Below are 17,729 nucleotides of genomic sequence, written 5' to 3' on the forward strand. Positions count from 1 at the left end.
CTTCGATGTCACCATCGGTTCACGCCGGGTCCCAATCCAAGGATCATCTGCCATGCCTGGTTCCCTGCACGTCCACGTCATGGACGGAACTCATCTCAACGTCCGAGTGGTATCGGATCAAGGAGCGACGCTCTCACTCATCGGTGAGCTGACAGACCTGGAACCGACCGTTGAAAGCGGCGGTGTTCTCGAGTCGAACCCTGCGCTACTCAGGAACATGTGGGCGCACGCCAAGACCTGGTACACAGCTCGTGCGACCTCGACTGTCGATGCACTGAGTGTGGCCGATCCTGATGAGCAGAAGGCGGCCATCAAGTTCATCGAACGTGCGCGCAAGATGGCGCAGAAGCGTGCTGATGACTACGGGAAGACCGCGCAATGGATCGCCGACGTCGCCGACGATGTGTCGCTCCTCGACGTGGAGCATGGATGGTGCTCATCCTGTTTCACGCAGAGCGAGCATCGGAAGTCGAACCGTCCTGTCGGCCAACTTCCCGTGTACGTCTGTCAGGCCTGCGGATCTCCCACGCTGCCCTGCGTCGCACTCGGCTGCGACAACCTGGCTGTCCGCGACCGCGGAGCCATTCGCATTCCGCAATTCTGTGCCGAGCATCGCCACGACATTCCGGGCTTCGAGAAGGCCGATGGTCCGTTCGGGGATCTGCACGATTACGAGGACTTCCTCCGATACGAAGAACCCGACCTCGATAAGGCATCCAAGATCACGATCGGCGCCGCACTCGCTGTGGGCGTCGCCGTGCCGCTCACCTTTCTCGCTGCACCTGCGATCGGAGGCGCGATCGGTTCGCTCGGGTTGTTCGGCGGACTATCGGGCGCCGCGGCTTCCGCTCACGGCCTTGCCCTTCTCGGGGGTGGGAGCTTGGCAGCCGGCGGGCTCGGCATGGCGGGCGGCACCGCAGCCGTGACCGCTGTGGGTGCGGCGGTCGGCGGCGCGCTTGGAGCATCGGTTTCCAACGCATACGTCCGAGAGGACAAGTCCTTCCGCATCGAATTGCTCCGTCCCGGCAACGGAGGCGTGCCCGTGGTCGTTGCGAACGGTTTCCTCACGGACGGCGAGGGCGAGAAATGGGGAGGCTGGAGGAAGATTGTCAGCGACCGATACCCCGACTCCCCGGTATATCGAGTCCGCTGGGGCTCCAAGGAACTCCGAGACTTCGGAGTGCTCAGCGCGGGGATCGCGAGCAAAGCCGGCGGCGCGTTCGCGGCGCAGGCTGCCGCCGCGGTGGCGACAAAGATTGGCGGGAGGCTTGTAGGCGGTCTGATCGGGCCGGCGTTGATCGCAACCGACCTCGCGAAGAACCCCTGGCATGTGGCGAAGAGTCGAGCCGACAAGACGGGTGTCATCGTCGGAGACCTACTGGCGCGCACGAACGCTGAATCGTACGTACTCATCGGCCACAGTTTGGGTGCACGGGTCATGGTCGTCGCGGCAGAAACACTCGGGACGAAGCCCGGTGGCCCGAGGATCCAGTCGGCCCACCTTCTCGGCGCAGCGATCGGCGCAGAGAGCAACTGGGACGGGCTCACCGCTGCCGTAGATGAAGTCGTCTACGGATATCACTCTCGTAACGACGCCGTGTTGAAGTACGTGTACAAAACGGCCCAATTCGGAGAGACAGCGGCAGGACTCACGGGCTTCACGCCCGCGTCGAGCAAGTTGCAGAATGTCGATGTGACGGACCAGGTCGCTACGCACTCCGACTATCTGGGAGCTGTTCGACTCGTCTGAGGCGGAGTCGTTCGGTCAAGGCGTTTCGGTCGTTCAGACTCTGAACGACCGAAGCAGCCAAGACTCAAACAGTCTGAGCAACGATGGTCTCGCCGCTCTGCCGAACACGCCCGGACGCCAACCCGAACTCGAGGGCTTCGTCGAGGCGGGCTCCGATCGCAGCAGTGACTCGCTTGCCACCGAAGATCGCGAGGGTCTCGCGTCGGAGTTCGTCGGGCGAGAGACCGGCGGATTGCTCCGCGGCGATCGCCATCGCGTTCGCGATCTCCACCAGGGAGATGTGTTCGATCGCTCGGGCCGCTTCGGCCGAGGACTGCCGCGCACCGCGCCACGTGAGAGGGTCGATCGAGGCCGGCCAGGCGAACGGCTCGTCGGAGCGGCCCAACAACTCGGCCGGGACCTTGTCGAGGATCGACTTCGCCCGCGAACCCACCACCCGGTCGAGACCGAACGCACCCGCGACCAGCTTCGCCAGACGCGTCACGTGGATCGGCCCCTCGGCCTCCACCGCAGCGCGGATCGCGCCCTGCACCGCGACGACCGACTGCCGCCCGGGCAAGCGGTCGAGCACTTCGATCCCACCCAACGTGGGAGCGTCCCAGGGCTGGTACTCCGAGAGCTCCGGGTGGCGCGCGGACGTGTCCGCCACCGTGGCCGCCTCGACGGGCTGCGCCGAACCGACCTTGCGGTCGCGGAACTCCGAGAGGGTCTCCAGCGACGCCAGCCGCTCCGACCACTCGCGCACGCGGGCGCTGCGAACGGGTGCGGGCGCATCCGAATCCTCGCCAGCGACGTCCGCATCATCAGCAGCCGAGGCGTCAGCCGGATCCGACTCCGCACCAGCCGACACCTCCGGCACCGCACTCCCCGCCGCAGCCCGCTCGGCCGCAGCCTCCACCGCCGCAACCAACCGGTCCAGCACCTCCTCGCGGTGGTGCAACCACTCCGGCAACCACACGCGCTCGACGCCCGGCCACCGCATGAGGCCGCTGAGCACCTCGACTGGCAGTCCGTCACGGTCCGCGACCGTCCGACGCTCACGCCACGACGCCCCGTCGAGCAGCACAGCCACCAGCGGTCGGTCGGGCTCCGCCTCCGTCGCGATGCTGATGTCCACACGGAAGTCCGACAAGCCGACGTCCGTCCGCACGGCGTGCCCGGCGTACCGGAGTTCGTCGGCGATCTCGTCGCGGTGACGGTCGATGATCGCCTGACGACGACCGTCCTCGCCCGCGGACTCACTCCCCCGCTGCGCCAGCTCCAGGTACGCCTTCAGGTGCTTGATGCCGATCGACGAGGTCTGTTCCGCCCGCAGCTCCGACGGGTCGAAGCTCGCGAACAACACCACCTGTCGCCGCGCCCGCGTCACCGCGACGTTCAACCGTCGCTCTCCGCCAGCGCGCGTGAGCGGACCGAAGTTCAACGGGATCACGCCCTTCTCGTTCGCACTGAACGCGATCGAGAACAGGATCGTGTCGCGCTCGTCGCCCTGCACGTTCTCCAGGTTCTTGACGAAGAGCCCGTCCTGCTCGTCGAGCGCCAGCGCGATCCGCGGGTCGGCACTGTCGCGGAGCAGGTCTTCGATCAACGTCCGCTGCTGCGCGTTGAACGTGATGACCCCGAGCGACGGCGTCTCGTCCGGCGAGGCCTCGAAGCGGCGCGAGATCTCCTCGACGATCGCCTGGGCCTCCACCGGGTTGGTCCGCAACGACTTGCCGCGACCACCCCGCTCGAACTGCCCGTCGAGCCGCACGAACGCCAGTCCGTGACCCGCAACGCCACCGTCGCCCGCACCCGCGAACGGCGCCGGGAACGACGACAACTGGCTGTCGTAGTAGTGGTGGTTCGAGAACGCGATGAGCGACTCGTCCTGGCTGCGGTAGTGCCACGACAGCCACTTGCTCGGCACCCGAGCCTGCACGCACTCGGACAGGATCGACTCCTCGTCCTGCAGCACCTCGCTCGTGAAGTCGGCGTCGTCGTCGATCGTCGCGCCGGCCTCGGCGAACGTCGTCGGCGGCATCTGCTTGCTGTCGCCCACGACGACGACCGAGCGCGAACGCCCCATCGCCCCGATCGCGTCGGCGACCCGGATCTGCGACGCCTCGTCGAACACGACGATGTCGAACAGCTCCGCAGCGGCCGGGAAGAAACGCGCGACCGACTCCGGGCTCGCGAGCGTGCACGGCATGATCTGCGTGATGAGCTCGCCGAAGTTCTCGAGCAGTGCACGGACGCTCATGCCGCCGCGCTGACGGTCGATCTGCCGACGCAGCCCGCCGACCTGACCGCTCTCCGACTGCGAACTGAACGTCCTTAGCCCGAGCACGGACGCCGGGATCGCCCGAGGCAGTTCCTCGCGCACGGCCTTCACGCTCGTGGTGAAGCGGGTGACGCTGCGGTTGTGGGCGGTGGCATCGAAGGCGTCGAGCGTGGTGGTGCGCTCGCGCTCGTCGATCGACGCCTGTGCGAGGCCCTTCTCGAAGGCGAGCGTCGCGTCCTCGGTCTCGATGCGACCGGCGAGGATCGCAGCGCGGACGTCGTCGAGTCCGTGGGTGCGGAGCGGTTCGACGACCCGCACGAGGTCGAGCCAGCGTTCGAGGACGACGGGCTCGGCGGCGTCGAGACGGCGGGCGTCGCGCGTCGACCACCAGGCCTGCAGGAAGCCCTCGCCACCCGACCACGCCGACAGGCGCTCGGTGCTGACGGACGCGCTGCGCAGGAAGTCGCTCCAGGTGCTCGCGAGCGTCGTCAGCGCCTGGGCCGCCTGCTGCGACGGCTGGGTCGTGGCGTAGTGGTCGCGGACGGCGGTGATGAACGCGTCGTCGGGCGTGCCCGGCAGGCGGAAGCCCTCCGACAGCCAGCGATACCAACCGAGGAGTTCGCGGACGGGCTGGGTCGGTTCGACGAGCGGGTTCCAGCGGTCGCCGACGAGCGGCAGGGCGGTGGACCGGAGCGTGCCGCGCAGCTGGACGAGACGGTCCTGCGCCGCCTTCGCCTCGGTGAGCTGCGGCACGAGCTGCTTGACTTTGAACGAGGTCGCGTCAACGGCGAGCACGTCGCTCAGCTGGGCGAGCGCGGCCCGGAGCCGCTTCTTGCGACCGAAGAAGCTCGACGCAGCGGCCTGCTCGGCGGCGTGGAGCGGGCCGGCGATGTCGCGGTCGAGGATGGCAGGTGTGAAGGTCGAGCGCCACTCGGCCTGGGCGTCGCGGAGCTGCTCGGCGGCGGCGAGGGCGTCGCCGAGCCGGACGAAGTCCTCGGGCCTGGTTCCAGCCATCAACGCGCCGATCGGCAGACGCGGCGCAGCGACGGCGGTGGACCACAGGCCGAGCAGGTCGGGGCGCGACGCGAGACGCAGCGCGTCCATCGGGAGGCCGGCGTCGAGGGTCGCAGCCAGGGCGGCGTCCATCGCGCGGGCGGCCTGCTGGACGGTCGCGGCGTCGAGCCCGGGAGCCGAGGGGCCGTCGAGGAAAGCCCACGGGTGCGTCGTGCTCGGGCGCGCGAGGTCGGAACGTTCGGGCAGATCCCGGAACACCTGCCGCAGTTCCTCGAAGGCCTCGGGCGTGCCGGCGGCGACGAGCTGCTCGGGGATCGCCATCGGGACGAGGTCGTGGTCCATCGCGAGCAGGCGACTCCGCGCGGAGTAGAGGGAGAAGCCGGCGGCGTTGACCTCGTGGAGGCGATCGGCGTAGCGGGTGAGGGTGCGGAGGCCGGACTCGGACAGCTCGCGGTTGGTGCTCAGCGCGTCGATGTCGGCCTTGGTGCGGAGGTCGAGGCCGGTTTTGATCTGCGCGCGGACGACGTTGGGCCTGGCGCCCTTGTCGTGGAGGTCGAGCGAGAACGCGCCGAGTCCGACGTCTTCGAGTCGCTGCTTCACCACGTTGAGCGCCGCACGCTTCTCGGCGACGAACAGGACCTTCTTGCCCTCGGCGAGCGACCGGGCGAGGAGGTTGGTGATGGTTTGCGACTTGCCGGTGCCGGGAGGGCCTTCGAGCACGAAGGTGCGGCCGGCGACCGCTTCGGCGACCGCGTCGAGCTGCGAGGAGTCGGCAGCGACCGGGCAGTCGAGGCCGAGGCGGTCGAGGTCGGTGTCGGTCTGCGCCGGCGTCGGGTCGGCGTAGGCCTCGAGCGGCGAGTTGATGAGGTGGTCGACGAGGCTGTTGGAGGCAAGCGTCTCCCAGTTCTCGTCGAGGTCCTTCCACAGCCGGTACTTCGCGAACTGGAGGATCGACAGCGACGCCGTCTCCTCCACGCGGAACGGGAGGCCGGCGTCGAGGATCGCCTGGCGCACGGCGGTGAACGCGGCCAGGAGGTCGATGCCGGAGCCGTCCTCGACGGGGTTGGCGAGTCCGGGGATCTCCAGGCCGAAGCTCAGGCGTAGCTTCTCGAGCAGGCAGTAGTTGGGTGTGGACGAGCCCGACTCATCGAGGGTAAGGCGGTAGGACGAGCCGCGGCTCGTGGTCGTGAGCGTGACGGGCACGAGCACGAGGGGTGAGCGGAGATCGCGGTCGCCGAAGCGCCAGCTCAGCATGCCGAACGCGAGGTAGAGGTTGTTGGCGCCGGTCTCCTCGACGATCGTCTTCGCCTTGTAGGCGAGGGCGCGGAGCTTCGTCGGGTAGGCGGCCTCGGTGACGTCGATGAAGGCGCTCTTCTTGTCTTCGAGGAAGGTGATGCGGTCGCTCTCGTCGAGGTCGCGGCCGAAGCGGATGCCGCGCTGCTGGTCGATCGTCGCGACGGTGTCGGAGGCGACGAGCGTGAGCGGGGTGCCGTGGTTGATGCTGTCCTCGAGGCGGCCGAGCGCGGGGCCGGGGACGGCGAGTTCGAAGCCGGAACGATCGGTGTAGTTGATGAGTTTGTTGCGGAGGCTGAGGTCGAGGAGGGCGTTCTTCCAGGTGGAGACGCGCTTGGGGACGTCGGGGCCGTGGCCGGCGGCGGTCGACTCGGCGGTGGCCGGGGCGTCCTGCGTGAGGGCGCGGGCTTCAGGCGCCTGGTAGAGGGTGACGACGGGTTCGCCCTCGGCGTTGATCCGGCGGCTCGGCAGCGGGTAGATCTTGCGGAGGCGGGCCTGGACGACGTCGGTGACGCCGATGAAGTCGTCGAGCGAGCCGGCGAGGTGGTCGGTGTGGGGCCGGCGGGAGGCGTCGGCGAAGGTGGCGGAGGTGCCGGAGGTGCCGGTGAGCATGGTGGTCTCGACGACGCCGATGCGGCCGAGTTCGAGGGAGTTGACGGCTTCAGAGACGTCGGTGCTGGCGACGACGTCGAGGGTGGTCTGGACGCGCCAGTAGCCGAGGAAGATGTGGTCCTTGAGGAGCCAGAGCAAGGGGTGGATGCCGATGGCTTCGAGGACGGACGCGAGCAGGATGGTGGTGTCGAGGCAGGTACCGAGGTGGCTGGTGAGGACTTCCTCGGGGGTGCGGACCTTCTGGCCGCTCTGGCCCCAGCTGGCGGGCGGTTCGGCGTAGCGGATGTCGCGGGCGCGGGCGGCGTCCCAGACGGCGGCGACGATGGCGTCGATGCGGGCGGGGTCGTCGAGTTGGTAGGTGGCGAGGGAGCTGTTGCCGGTCTGCTGGTCGAGGAGGTCGGAGACTTCGAGCATGAGCTCGCTGACGACGAGGGCGTTGGGCTGCACGTGGGCGGCGAGGAGTTCGAGGCCGAGTTGCACGGGTGCGGCGATCCACTGGTTGGACGCGAGCACGGTGACGGGGCTCTCGTCAGTGCCGAGCGTGTTGCCTGTGGCATCACGCACGGTGACGCGGATGACGCCGGGGCGCTGTTCTTCGACGAGGAGCATGCGGCGTGGGTCGAGGAGGACCTCGGGGCTGCGGAGGAGGGTGGTGCGGTCTTCGCCGAGGTCGGCGAGGAGCACCTTGGTGTCGGCGAGGGCGCCGTCGGCGGTGACGACGTCGATCTCGACGGACGCCGCCCGGCGTTCCCCGCCGTGATTCTCGAGGACGATCTCGTCGATCACCGCGATGCTGCAGTGCGCCATCGCGTAGCTGAGCGTCGGCGTCGCGCTGACGCGGATGGTGACGGAGGAGGCTTCGGCGGCGTCTGCTGCAGACGAGGAGCCTGCGGCGCCGTCAACGGAAATGGAGCCTGCGGCGCTCTGCGCATCTTCCGCTTCGCGACCGTCGGCCAACCCTGTCGACGCAACCGCTCCGGTCCCTGAGCTTGTCGAAGGGCCCATCTCGTCTTCGTTCGCCGTCTTCGTCAACGCACCCGTCTCGGTCCCTGAGCTCACCCCATCGGTCCCTGAGCTTGTCGAAGGGCTCAACACCCGCCCCTTCAACTCCCCCACAATCGCAGCCTGCTCAGTCGCCCCGACACTCTCCAACAACAACTGCATCGAGTCCAACGCCCGGTAGGCCGACTGCTCCGTGAACCCCGCGTTGTGAGCCCAGGCGTTCCGAACCTCCCGAAGCTCACTCGCATACCCGCGAGCGCTCCGCGACAGCACGCGATCGAACGGGTACCCCAGCTCCCCGATCCGCTCAGTCATCGCCCGAAGCATCAGTGAAACGTCGGTCGCCGAGTACCGCCCGTGCCCGATCCCGGCCGCGCGGTCCTTCTCCTCGATAATCCGAGTCCACTCGACACCGGGCACCGCCTCGGTGAACGCACCCTCGACGATGCGGCGAAGCCCCAACCCAAGCTGCTCGAGCCCCTGGCCGACGGCGGAGTTGAGTTCAATATATTTCACGGGCGCAGCCTCTCAGAAGCGGGTACGTCAAACCTGGGCGTCACGGGGCTGAGTCTGCTCGCCGTCGAAGCTAGAAGACCGTTGCCCGACCGGCTTGACCTAAGCAGGCTACCCGCGACACCCCGCACAAGTTGCGACCGGCGCCACATTGCACACTGCGGACGCCGGCAGAGCTTCGCCTCCACACGAAGGAGCCAGCCCCAGTGCGCAGACGGAACCCTGCTCCAACGGAAATCGCATGCGCGTTGACCCGAACCACCTCACGACCTCCTCGAAACACGAAGTCTCAGACCGTACGGGAGAATTCGATGGTGCGACAATCCACTAACCACACACGACTGCCTAAAAGTGCGATACAACTAGAGAACAAAATGCTACGCAGGAGCACGGGCCCGGGGGGGGACGAAAATCAACGACACGAACATGCGGAGCACTCGTCCGGAGTCTGGCGAGGCTGTCGGGGGTATGTATGGACATTGACATACGACCAGAGGTCAACATTCTCGCGGTCCTTCGGCATCTAAACTACAAACCCTGGTTCGCGCTCGCCGAGTATGTAGATAACTCCCTTGGCAGCTACCTAGCCTCCACGCTTCCCTTGGTCTCACAACCACTGAGCGTTGACATCACAATCGAGCGCGAGGGCGCGGGTCGAATTGTGGTGCGGGACAATGCTGCCGGCATCCGAGCTCAAGACTTTGCTCGGGCGTTTCGCGCAGCACAAGTTCCCCCCGACCGGAGCGGTCTATCCGAATTTGGAATGGGTATGAAAAGCGCCTCGTCTTGGTTCGCTCGCAAGTGGCGGGTGCGAACGTCAGTTATGGGTGAACCGATTGAACGCGCAATTGATTTCGACCTGCAGGCAATTTCATCTGAACAGATTGACCGCCTACACGTGGTTGAGACGCCGGCCCTGAGTTCCAGTCATTTTACGGAGATTGTCTTGGAGGATCTCAACCACGTCCCACAATATCGGACAATGACAAAGATCCGAGACCATCTCTCAAGCATCTATCGATCATTTCTGCGCGACCAGACACTGCAGCTCAGCTTCCAGGGCGAACAGTTGAGATATAACGAGGTGGAAAGTCTCGTCGCATCGCCGGCCTCAAAGCCGCAGGAGGATGTGGTTCGATGGAAAAAGACGGTCGACTTCACCATGCGCGGCGGCCAACGCGTCACCGGCTTTGCTGGAGTCCGAGCAGTTGGATCCACCGCGCACGCGGGGTTCGCTCTCATGCGACGTGGGCGGCTGATTGTCGGCAGCCATGATGACCCGTATCGACCAAGTGAGATCTTTGGTCAATCGAACTCATACGTCTATCAGCGCCTGTTTGGGGAGTTGACCCTGGAGGGATTTGAAGTCAGCCATACAAAAGACGGTATTCGCTGGGAGGAGGATGAGGCCGAATTTCTCACGCTACTCGCCACGGCACTCAGGAAGGCCCCTCTGGATCTTCTCAGTCAGGCTTCGAACTTCCGAGCCAAATCCATAGTCGACAAGGTTAGGCCAATTGAACGAGCTACCACAGAAGTTCAATCTTCTGTGTCGTCACGATTCAGCGCCGTCGCGACCGAGATTCTCGCAGACAACGAACCTGACCAACATGTCCCGGACGATCTACCGCCATCCGCACCAAAGTCGATTCACCGGTTTGTCGATGTCGTCGTTGCGGGTCAGCCTTGGCGAGTAGATCTACGAGCAACCCTCGACGAGGCCATGGGTGACTGGATCCAGGTTGGAGCCATGACACAGAGCACTATGCAGGACGGGCCTCGAACGGTTGTGCAAATCAGCATCAGCCTAGCCCATCCGTTTAGTCAGAAGTTCATTGGCTCAAACAATGAAAATACTGAAGCCATACTGTCGATGGCGACAGCTTTCGGACTAGCCCTAGCTCTCGGGAAACAGAATGGCGCTAAGAGCTACAGCATACTTCAACACATGAATACTCTTGCGCGCAAGACATTTACTGGGAACGAGTGAAACAATGAGCATAAAGATCCTCGCAGCCGATACCTCACTTCAGACAAAAACGTGGAAGCCAGTAGCCGGCGACAGAGCAAATAGCTTCCGGGTGGCCAAAACTGCAGGGAAAGGCGCCCTGCCGGATGCGGCTCTCCAATCAGCTCTCGCGGAGTCTGCCGAAATCCTTGCGCAATGCATCAACCCTGCCATGCCTTCCTCCTCTAACGCCGTCCTGGTAGTTGGCTACGTGCAATCCGGGAAGACTCTCTCGTTCACCGCACTTGCCTCACTCGCTCGAGACAATGGCTTCGGCGCCGTTGTCATCTTGGCTGGGACAACAAACAACCTCAAGGATCAGTCGGAACAACGGCTGCGCTCGGACCTCGGCCTAACAGAGCTACAACGGGATTGGCGCCACTTCCCGAACCCGGAGTACAGTCCACAGGTCCTCGCAGACATGAAGAAGACGATTGACGGCTGGAAACGTTTCCGCAGCGGCAATACTAGCCAGGAAAAGCCCGCAATTCTCATAACGGTGCTGAAACACGCCATGCGACTGCACAGTGCTGCGGAGATTCTGAGCAACCTTGACCTTGTGGACGTACCGACTCTCGTTATCGATGACGAAAGCGACCAAGCCGGCCTGAATACAAAGGCTCGAAGCAATGTGCTGCGCGGAACATTTGATAGCAGCGGGACATACGAAGCGCTTTTACATCTTCGCGAGTCACTCCCCTTTCACTCCTATGCACAGTACACGGCAACACCCCAAGCCAACCTTCTGCTCGCAATAAGCGATTCCCTCAACCCATCGTTCGTAAAGGTCATCCAGAGCGGCGACGGCTACACCGGCGGGAAGACGTTCTTTGTTGAGCGCAAGGACGACCTTATTGTGCAGGTTCCCGATGCGGACATCTTCGATCCCAAAGAGCCTTTTAGCGAACCCCCATCAAGCCTACAGGACGCTCTCCGCCTATTCCTCCTTGGGCTGGCTGCCGGCGCAGGGGCGACCACTGCAGTAAATCGCTCGATGATGATACAGGCCCACCAGAACACGTCTCCCCACGCGACATACCACACGTGGGTGTCAAGCCTTATTGCCGCTTGGGACGAAGCACTTGACGGCGCGCAGCCGGCGGTACTTGATGAACTATATGAGGAGTTCCGGCCCGCATTCGAGGAGTTGTCGCGCACGGTCTCAGATCTCCCGCCTCTAGCGGATCTTCTGCAATCTTTACTCGATTGCATTCGTGACGTGCGTGTGGTGAAGGTGAATTCAACTAAAGATGCCGAGAAGCAGATTGATTGGAAACAGTGGCCTTATTGGATCTTGATCGGCGGCCAAAAGCTGGACCGAGGCTTCACAGTCGAAGGACTTACTGTTACATACATGCCTCGACGTGTGACCGAGAACTCCGATGTCCTTCAGCAAAGGGCTCGATTCTTCGGGTATAGGAAGAGCTATATTGATTTCTGTCGCGTGTATCTGCCCAGCGTCGCCATCGAGGCATTTACGGGCTACGTCGAGGACGAGGAGTTTCTTCGCGAGAGCCTTCACAGGCACGAAGGTAAGCCCATGCTGGAGTGGAAGCGTGATTTCATCCTTCACGGTCAAATCGCCCGTCCAACGCGAGACAACGTAGTTGGGCGGAGCGTCCGTCGTATACCTCTGCGCCTGGGCTGGCTCTGGCCAAAGTCTATGCACGTGAGCGCACCGATCGTGTTGCACAATTTGGAGCTCTTTGAGCGCCTACGGGTCGCCGCTCAGCCATCATTACGTCCAGCCACGAACATACCTGGAACTGTGGATCGACGCGTGGTCAAGAACAAGGTCTGGCGAGATGTGGGGCTCGATGTGGTGGAAGACTTTCTCATGAGTCTTCGGTTCGGTACCGCTGAGGACTCATTGGTGATTTCTGCGATCGATATGGCTCTCGCCAGGGGTACAGTTTCTGATCTTGCGTGCGACGTCATATTCATGAATGATCTGGCGGATCCCACTGGTAGTGGACGCCAGCTGGCCGTACTGCGCGACAATATTCACGTCGGTAGAAACCCGGCCAAGTCGTCCACCGAGGAGCTCATCTATTCCGGTGACGCCAGCTTCGCAGATCCGAGCCGGCTCGCGGTGCAGTTGCGGCTTGTCAAACTGTCCGATCTTCGACCAGGTTCCTCGGAGAGCTACGGTGTTGTTCCATGGATCGCCTTGCGCTTTCCACGCGCGGTTGCCAACGACGCTTATCTCGAAAATGTCTGAACTGTCGAGCTTAGCTGACTTCGCTATCTCCGCGCGCGAGTCGCTGATCCAGCGCGGCACCGAGTCCGGAGCGATGCCCGCCGTGTCAGTGCAAGGCTTCTCTGATGCTTTTTTTGCGCTAGAAGTCGACGGCACCTTCCATTTGCTCTTGAAAGTGCCATCAGGTCTCATCGTCAGTGAATACAGGACCAGTGTGATCGAATTCGCCTCTGGTGCCGAACTGACTGTGCTAGACGGATCGACGCGTCTGCAGGGTACGTTTGCTCGCATTTCCCTAGGGGCAAATTTTGTTCACCTAACAGGCTCTTTCGGGGCACTGGCGGGCATGCTGCTTTCGATGGTGCCTGTGACGCCAAACGTGGGCGAAATCGAGCGACTGTTCCGTGACTTTGAATCGATGTTTTCTGCGTCCCCAGTAGTAGAGCGGTCGACGCTCCTGGGCCTCTGGGGTGAGCTTTGGCTCCTGGACTCAGCGCGTGATCCCGAGACGCTGGCTGCTGGCTGGCACGACCAACGTCACAGCATTTTTGATTTCTCGTTCCTCAACGCCCGCCTCGAGATCAAAACGACCGAGCGCGCAGCGCGTGGACACGTTTTTGCGTTAGCTCAGCTCGAACAACAAGATCGGCCTACGTGGATCGCCTCCATCTGGGCGATGGCTGACGCCGGAGGGTACTCCATCGAGGATCTGCTGGCACGTATTGGTCCTCGGCTCACGGCTGCGTCAAGGGCTCACGTCATCCGAGGGGCCCTCTCGGTACTGGGTGGCGACATTGAGGCGGCTGCCGACTTCCGGTGGGCCCCAAGAGGCCTCAACGCCTGTGTTCTACTGGATGCGCGGCTCATTCCCCGCGTGGTCGTACCCGAGGCTGCGCCCATCTCAGAGATCCACTTCCACGCCGATCTCACTCAGGTCGCGGCGCTCTCAGGAGCAAGCTTGGACGATGTTCTGGCCGAACTGACCTGATGCCAAGCTCGTCAAGACGTGCGCGTCGTTAGGAGCGTCCTCCGTGGCGAAGTGCTGAGAGGATAGGCGGAGGCTGATCAAGTTGACAGCTGGATCAGAACATGGTGAGCTCGACGTATGCTTCAACTGCCCGCACCCCGTGCGAAGAGTGACCTCAGAGTTCTATCTCTATTCTCTGGCGCGGGGGGCATGGATCTTGGCCTCGAGGCCGCGGGCTTCCACTGTTCCGGCTTCGTCGAGATCGATGAGACAGCTCGGCGCACGATCCAGATGAATCGGGATTGGGCCCCGATCGGCTCGGGAGACGTGATCGAACTTGCGGATACTCTGACTCCAGCAGCCGTCGGACTCGCTACCGGGGAGTTGGACCTCATGGCCGGTGGTCCGCCCTGCCAGCCTTTCTCTGCTGCGGCGCAATGGGCCGCTAGCGGGCGAGCAGGAATGCTTGACCCTCGAGCCGCGACTGTTACCAGCACTCTTGCTCTAATTGAGCGATTCTTGCCTCGGGCCGTGCTAATGGAGAATGTGCTCGGTTTTGTTGAGGGCAAGGGGGCAGCCCTGAGCTACCTCCAGGACGAACTGTCGAGCATAGCCCGTCGACACGGAGTGAAATACGATTTGCACTGGCGGCTTGTGAATGCTGCCGATTATGGGGTTCCGCAGAACCGTCGTCGCGTAATCATCGTTGCGCTTCGTGACGGCGGAGATTTTAGCTGGCCTGAAGCTACATTCAAGGATTCGCCCCGCACGAGCTGGGACGCCTTGCATGATGCGCCACGCGAGGATGTGCCGGTAAGTCAAGGCAAGTGGACACCGCTATTGGCGAGCATTCCCGAAGGCCACAACTATCAATGGTTGACTAGTCGCGGTGGTGGTCCAGAGTTATTCGGCTACCGCACTAAATACTGGAACTTCCTTCTAAAGCTATCTCGCTCGCTTCCATCTTGGACCCTGGCAGCGTCGCCAGGTCCATCCACGGGACCGTTTCACTGGGAGAACCGACCTCTATCGAGCCGTGAGCAGCTGAGGCTGCAATCGTTCGATGACTCCTGGAAGCTCGCCGGCGATTATCGTGCTAGAACAAAACAAGCAGGCAACGCCACACCACCCTTGCTAGCCCAGGTCATGGGTCAGGCAATACGGGAGACTCTTACTGGCTGCGCCGCGCCTGGGACACCACGGCTGCTGCGCGCGGCACCGCCTCGACATGCCCTTCCGGTTATGCCCCTCCCGCCGGAGTTTCTAAACGGAGTCGGACCCAAGAGTGCGCACGCCGGGCATGGTCGAGGTCCAGGCAGCCTAACGCGCTTGACTACCTGACGATAGAAACCCTAGGCCTGCGGATATCGCCAGTCAATGACGGGCTTTCGCCCTGGTTCAAGGCCTGGAGCCTGGGCGAAGAGGACACTACATGCACCGGACCGAGCATGTGGAGCTATGCCTGAGGTTGAAGCTTCCTATTCTTTAGCGTCGCGTAGAGAGCCAAAGGTTTGATCGATGAGAAGCTGAAGTGCTCGCGCCTGTACGACGTCCAGTTGCAACGACTGGCTACTCTTGGGCACCGAGACACGCTTGCTGGAGCCGAAAGTGGACAGGTGGAGCAGTAGGTCGCCCTCGACGGTCCTCACAGACTGGTAGTAGCACTCAACCTCCGTCTCATGTGCCTTCACGTTCTGTCTTCCCTCGGAGAAACTACGCACGCGCGTCATCTGAATACACCTATCGCTCGATAAGGGCGCCGCCTGCGCCGATCCAACTGTTACAGGGTATCTACTTCGCTATTGATCTGGCTAGGAGCATGGGCGCTACATCCATACACCCGTCAATTTATTGGGCCTGGTACCTGTCAGCGACAGATCGATGCTGGTGGCTGACCGACCAACAATCTGCGCGTGGGTTCGAGCGTTCAGGCCTCCGATGCGGAGAGCGGACGTCTACGATTCTGCGGCTCCACGCATATCCTCCCGCATCAATTGTGCGAGATACCCGCGCAGGGCGGGATCACTCACGTAAACATACGTCCCCCGGATGCCGCGCGTGAGCAACACCGTGTAGATGTTCGTGACGTAGCGCAGAAGATCGTCGTCCGAGTAGGTCAGGCCGAGAGCCGGGTTGTTCTCCTTGCCCTTCTTGTCGAAGTAGGACTCTCGATGGAAGACGATGCGGTTCGTCTCAGCGTCGTAGCGCAGGTCTGGCCCGATGATCACTCCTGCGTAGTTCAGGTCGTATCCCTGAACGGTGTGGATCGAGCCGACCTCCTCGAGCGCCTTCGGCGACGCGATCCAGTCGGTCTGCGTGCCGTTCCAGCGCATGGAGACATCGTCGATCACAATGTCGTACGCATCCTTGTCGTTCTTCGTCTTCCACTCCCAGGCGTAGCCCGCGACCATTCGCGCGAGCCCGAACTCGGCGTCCCGCTTGCGGATCTCCTCTCGCATCTCAGCGAGGTCGTCGAACAATCTGAGGTCGTACTCGCCGAAGTCCGGCGCCAACTCGATCTCTACCTGATTTCCGAGGATGTTCCGGACGTAGTCCACGTAGCCCGACCCCGCGCGCACGCGCATCTGCGAGGCGAGGCCGGCGTATCGATCAGCAGCCTGCGCACTGGCGACCAGCTGGTGCAGGTGCTCAGCGGGAACGTCCGCGGGACGGACACTCTGTCCGGCGTCGAGCAGGAAGATCTGGTGCGCGCTCTTCGCGATGATCCAGTCGAGCTGCGTCTTCGACTTGTCGTCCGCGCCGAACAACTTGGTCGTGATTTCGCGGAACTGCTTGTTCTGTGCCGCGGATGGTTGGTTCGCACGCCGATTGAGCCGGTGCGCCTCATCGACAACGAGGAGATCGAATTCCTCGCCGGATGCCCCGACATCGAACGCGGTCATCACCATGTCCGGGTGCAGGCCAGGCGTCTTGCGGAACACCTGCTTGATCGAAGCCCGCAATGACTGTTGAGGGACGACGATGCCGATCTTGAAACCCTGCAGCAGCTCGCGGTGACGCTCGGTGAAGAACGACGAGAAGAGCGTGTCATCGTCAGGTTCGTCGAGGGCCGCTGAGCCTCGGATGTCAGCGATCAGTTTCAGCAGGTAGATCGCGACGACCGTCTTGCCGGTACCGGGATCGCCTTGAACGACGGTCGTACTTCGTTGCGACCGGGTGAGGTCCTCGAAGAGCCCCTCGAGCACGCCTTCGACGGCGAGGGTCTGGTCAGGTGTGAGCGCTTTGAACGGAGACAGCTTGAAGAGGTCGCTGTTCTCGATCTCGGGAAGAGATCGAGTGAAGACACCATCCGCCCTGAGTCGATCGAAGACGTCCTCGAAGGACTCGCGGTAGCGGTCGCGATCGAAATAGTTCGCGTCGACGATGCCGTCGTTGCGATTGAGCACCTGGTAGGCGCCGTCCCCGGCGAGCATACGGATCAGGAAGGACTCGAGATCGAGACAGACCGACTTGTTGAATGTCTCATCCACGATCACCCGAAGGCCGGTGAGATGTTCCTTCGCCGTGGACTCGAAGTGCTGGCGCATACGCGCAGCGACGTTGAGCGACTCACCGACATAGACATCACGCTCGGCGGCGACTCCGACCCGCCTCCGTCGCGAGGCCGAAGGAACCTTGGACGATCCGACCGGCCCATCCAACAGATACACGACAGGCCAATCGCTGAACCGCCGATCACCCGCCGCCCAGAGCTTTACCTCGGTCGACGTGAAGTCGAGACTCGTGATCTCAAAGTTCGTCATACTTCGCAGACCGCCCCCGCGCCTTCTCCACCGGGTATTTCTCCCGCGTACGTGCGAGCTTGTCGCGGATGATGGTCTCCGCATCGAGACCGAGCCGATCCGTCAACAACAAGCAGTAGGTGAGGACATCGGCCAATTCGTCGCGCACGCGACCGGTGTCGGCATCCGGCCCCCACTGGAAGCACTCGAGGAGCTCGGCTGCCTCGATGGAGATGCTCTTCGCAAGGTTCTCCGGCGTATGGAACTGCGCCCAATCACGCTCGGCCACGAAATCGGCGAGCTCGTCGCGCAGTGAGGGGTCCGCCATTCGGTCAATCTACCAGCGGCAATCGATGCAAGCGGT

General features: G+C 63.1%; 8 protein-coding genes and 1 pseudogene. 5 read left to right on the forward strand and 4 right to left on the reverse strand.

Annotated elements, in window-relative coordinates:
- Positions 1-52: 52 nt before the first annotated feature.
- Positions 53-1,750 (forward strand): DUF726 domain-containing protein, encoded by a 1,698-nt coding sequence (locus GV015_RS00725; protein WP_201299324.1) that lies wholly within the window; start codon positions 53-55, stop codon positions 1,748-1,750.
- A gap of 64 nt (positions 1,751-1,814) precedes the next feature.
- On the opposite strand, the gene GV015_RS00730 is transcribed toward GV015_RS00725, so the two are convergent.
- Together GV015_RS00730 and GV015_RS19275 are read right to left on the reverse strand one after the other, a co-directional pair.
- Entirely contained in the window at positions 1,815-7,889 is a 6,075-nt protein-coding gene (locus GV015_RS00730; protein WP_371416580.1) for a DUF4011 domain-containing protein, read from the reverse strand.
- A gap of 192 nt (positions 7,890-8,081) precedes the next feature.
- Positions 8,082-8,450, reverse strand: a pseudogene (locus tag GV015_RS19275) (Swt1 family HEPN domain-containing protein); the annotation flags it as partial.
- A 469-nt stretch (positions 8,451-8,919) separates the two neighbouring features.
- On the opposite strand from GV015_RS19275, the gene GV015_RS00735 reads away from it, so the two are divergent.
- From GV015_RS00735 to GV015_RS19280, 4 genes are all read left to right on the forward strand, one after another.
- Positions 8,920-10,437 (forward strand): ATP-binding protein, encoded by a 1,518-nt coding sequence (locus GV015_RS00735; protein ID WP_159875883.1) that lies wholly within the window; start codon positions 8,920-8,922, stop codon positions 10,435-10,437.
- Between the two features lie 4 nt (positions 10,438-10,441).
- Entirely contained in the window at positions 10,442-12,676 is a 2,235-nt protein-coding gene (locus GV015_RS00740; protein ID WP_159875885.1) for a Z1 domain-containing protein, read from the forward strand.
- Positions 12,669-13,643, forward strand: a complete 975-nt coding sequence (locus tag GV015_RS00745; protein WP_159875887.1) for a PD-(D/E)XK motif protein — start codon at positions 12,669-12,671, stop codon at positions 13,641-13,643. The genes GV015_RS00740 and GV015_RS00745 overlap by 8 nt, the downstream gene beginning before the upstream one ends.
- Positions 13,644-13,760: 117 nt before the next feature.
- Positions 13,761-14,963 carry a DNA cytosine methyltransferase gene (locus GV015_RS19280; protein ID WP_371416524.1) on the forward strand — a complete coding sequence of 401 codons (1,203 nt, stop codon included), beginning with the start codon at positions 13,761-13,763 and terminating at the stop codon, positions 14,961-14,963.
- A 614-nt stretch (positions 14,964-15,577) separates the two neighbouring features.
- On the opposite strand, the gene GV015_RS00755 is transcribed toward GV015_RS19280, so the two are convergent.
- Together GV015_RS00755 and GV015_RS00760 are read right to left on the reverse strand one after the other, a co-directional pair.
- Complete coding sequence (locus GV015_RS00755; RefSeq protein WP_159875892.1) at positions 15,578-17,386, reverse strand: DUF2075 domain-containing protein; 1,809 nt, start codon at positions 17,384-17,386, stop codon at positions 15,578-15,580.
- The gene (locus GV015_RS00760; RefSeq protein ID WP_159875894.1) at positions 17,373-17,693 is read right to left on the reverse strand and encodes a nucleotide pyrophosphohydrolase; all 321 of its coding nucleotides are present in this window, start codon (positions 17,691-17,693) and stop codon (positions 17,373-17,375) included. Before GV015_RS00760 ends, GV015_RS00755 begins: the two co-directional genes overlap by 14 nt.
- Positions 17,694-17,729 lie beyond the last annotated feature (36 nt).

The sequence above is a fragment of the Plantibacter sp. T3 genome (assembly GCF_902506515.1).
In the GTDB taxonomy this organism is placed as follows: domain Bacteria; phylum Actinomycetota; class Actinomycetes; order Actinomycetales; family Microbacteriaceae; genus Plantibacter; species Plantibacter auratus.

Excerpts from the sequence above, each read along its gene's own strand:
- GV015_RS00725 (WP_201299324.1), top strand. The coding sequence starts at position 53 with ATGCCTGGTTCCCTGCACGTCCACGTCATGGACGGAACTCATCTCAAC.
- GV015_RS00735 (WP_159875883.1), top strand. The coding sequence starts at position 8,920 with ATGGACATTGACATACGACCAGAGGTCAACATTCTCGCGGTCCTTCGG.
- GV015_RS00740 (WP_159875885.1), top strand. The coding sequence starts at position 10,442 with ATGAGCATAAAGATCCTCGCAGCCGATACCTCACTTCAGACAAAAACG.
- GV015_RS00745 (WP_159875887.1), top strand. The coding sequence starts at position 12,669 with ATGTCTGAACTGTCGAGCTTAGCTGACTTCGCTATCTCCGCGCGCGAG.
- GV015_RS19280 (WP_371416524.1), top strand. The coding sequence starts at position 13,761 with ATGCTTCAACTGCCCGCACCCCGTGCGAAGAGTGACCTCAGAGTTCTA.
- GV015_RS00755 (WP_159875892.1), bottom strand. The coding sequence starts at position 17,386 with ATGACGAACTTTGAGATCACGAGTCTCGACTTCACGTCGACCGAGGTA.
- GV015_RS00760 (WP_159875894.1), bottom strand. The coding sequence starts at position 17,693 with ATGGCGGACCCCTCACTGCGCGACGAGCTCGCCGATTTCGTGGCCGAG.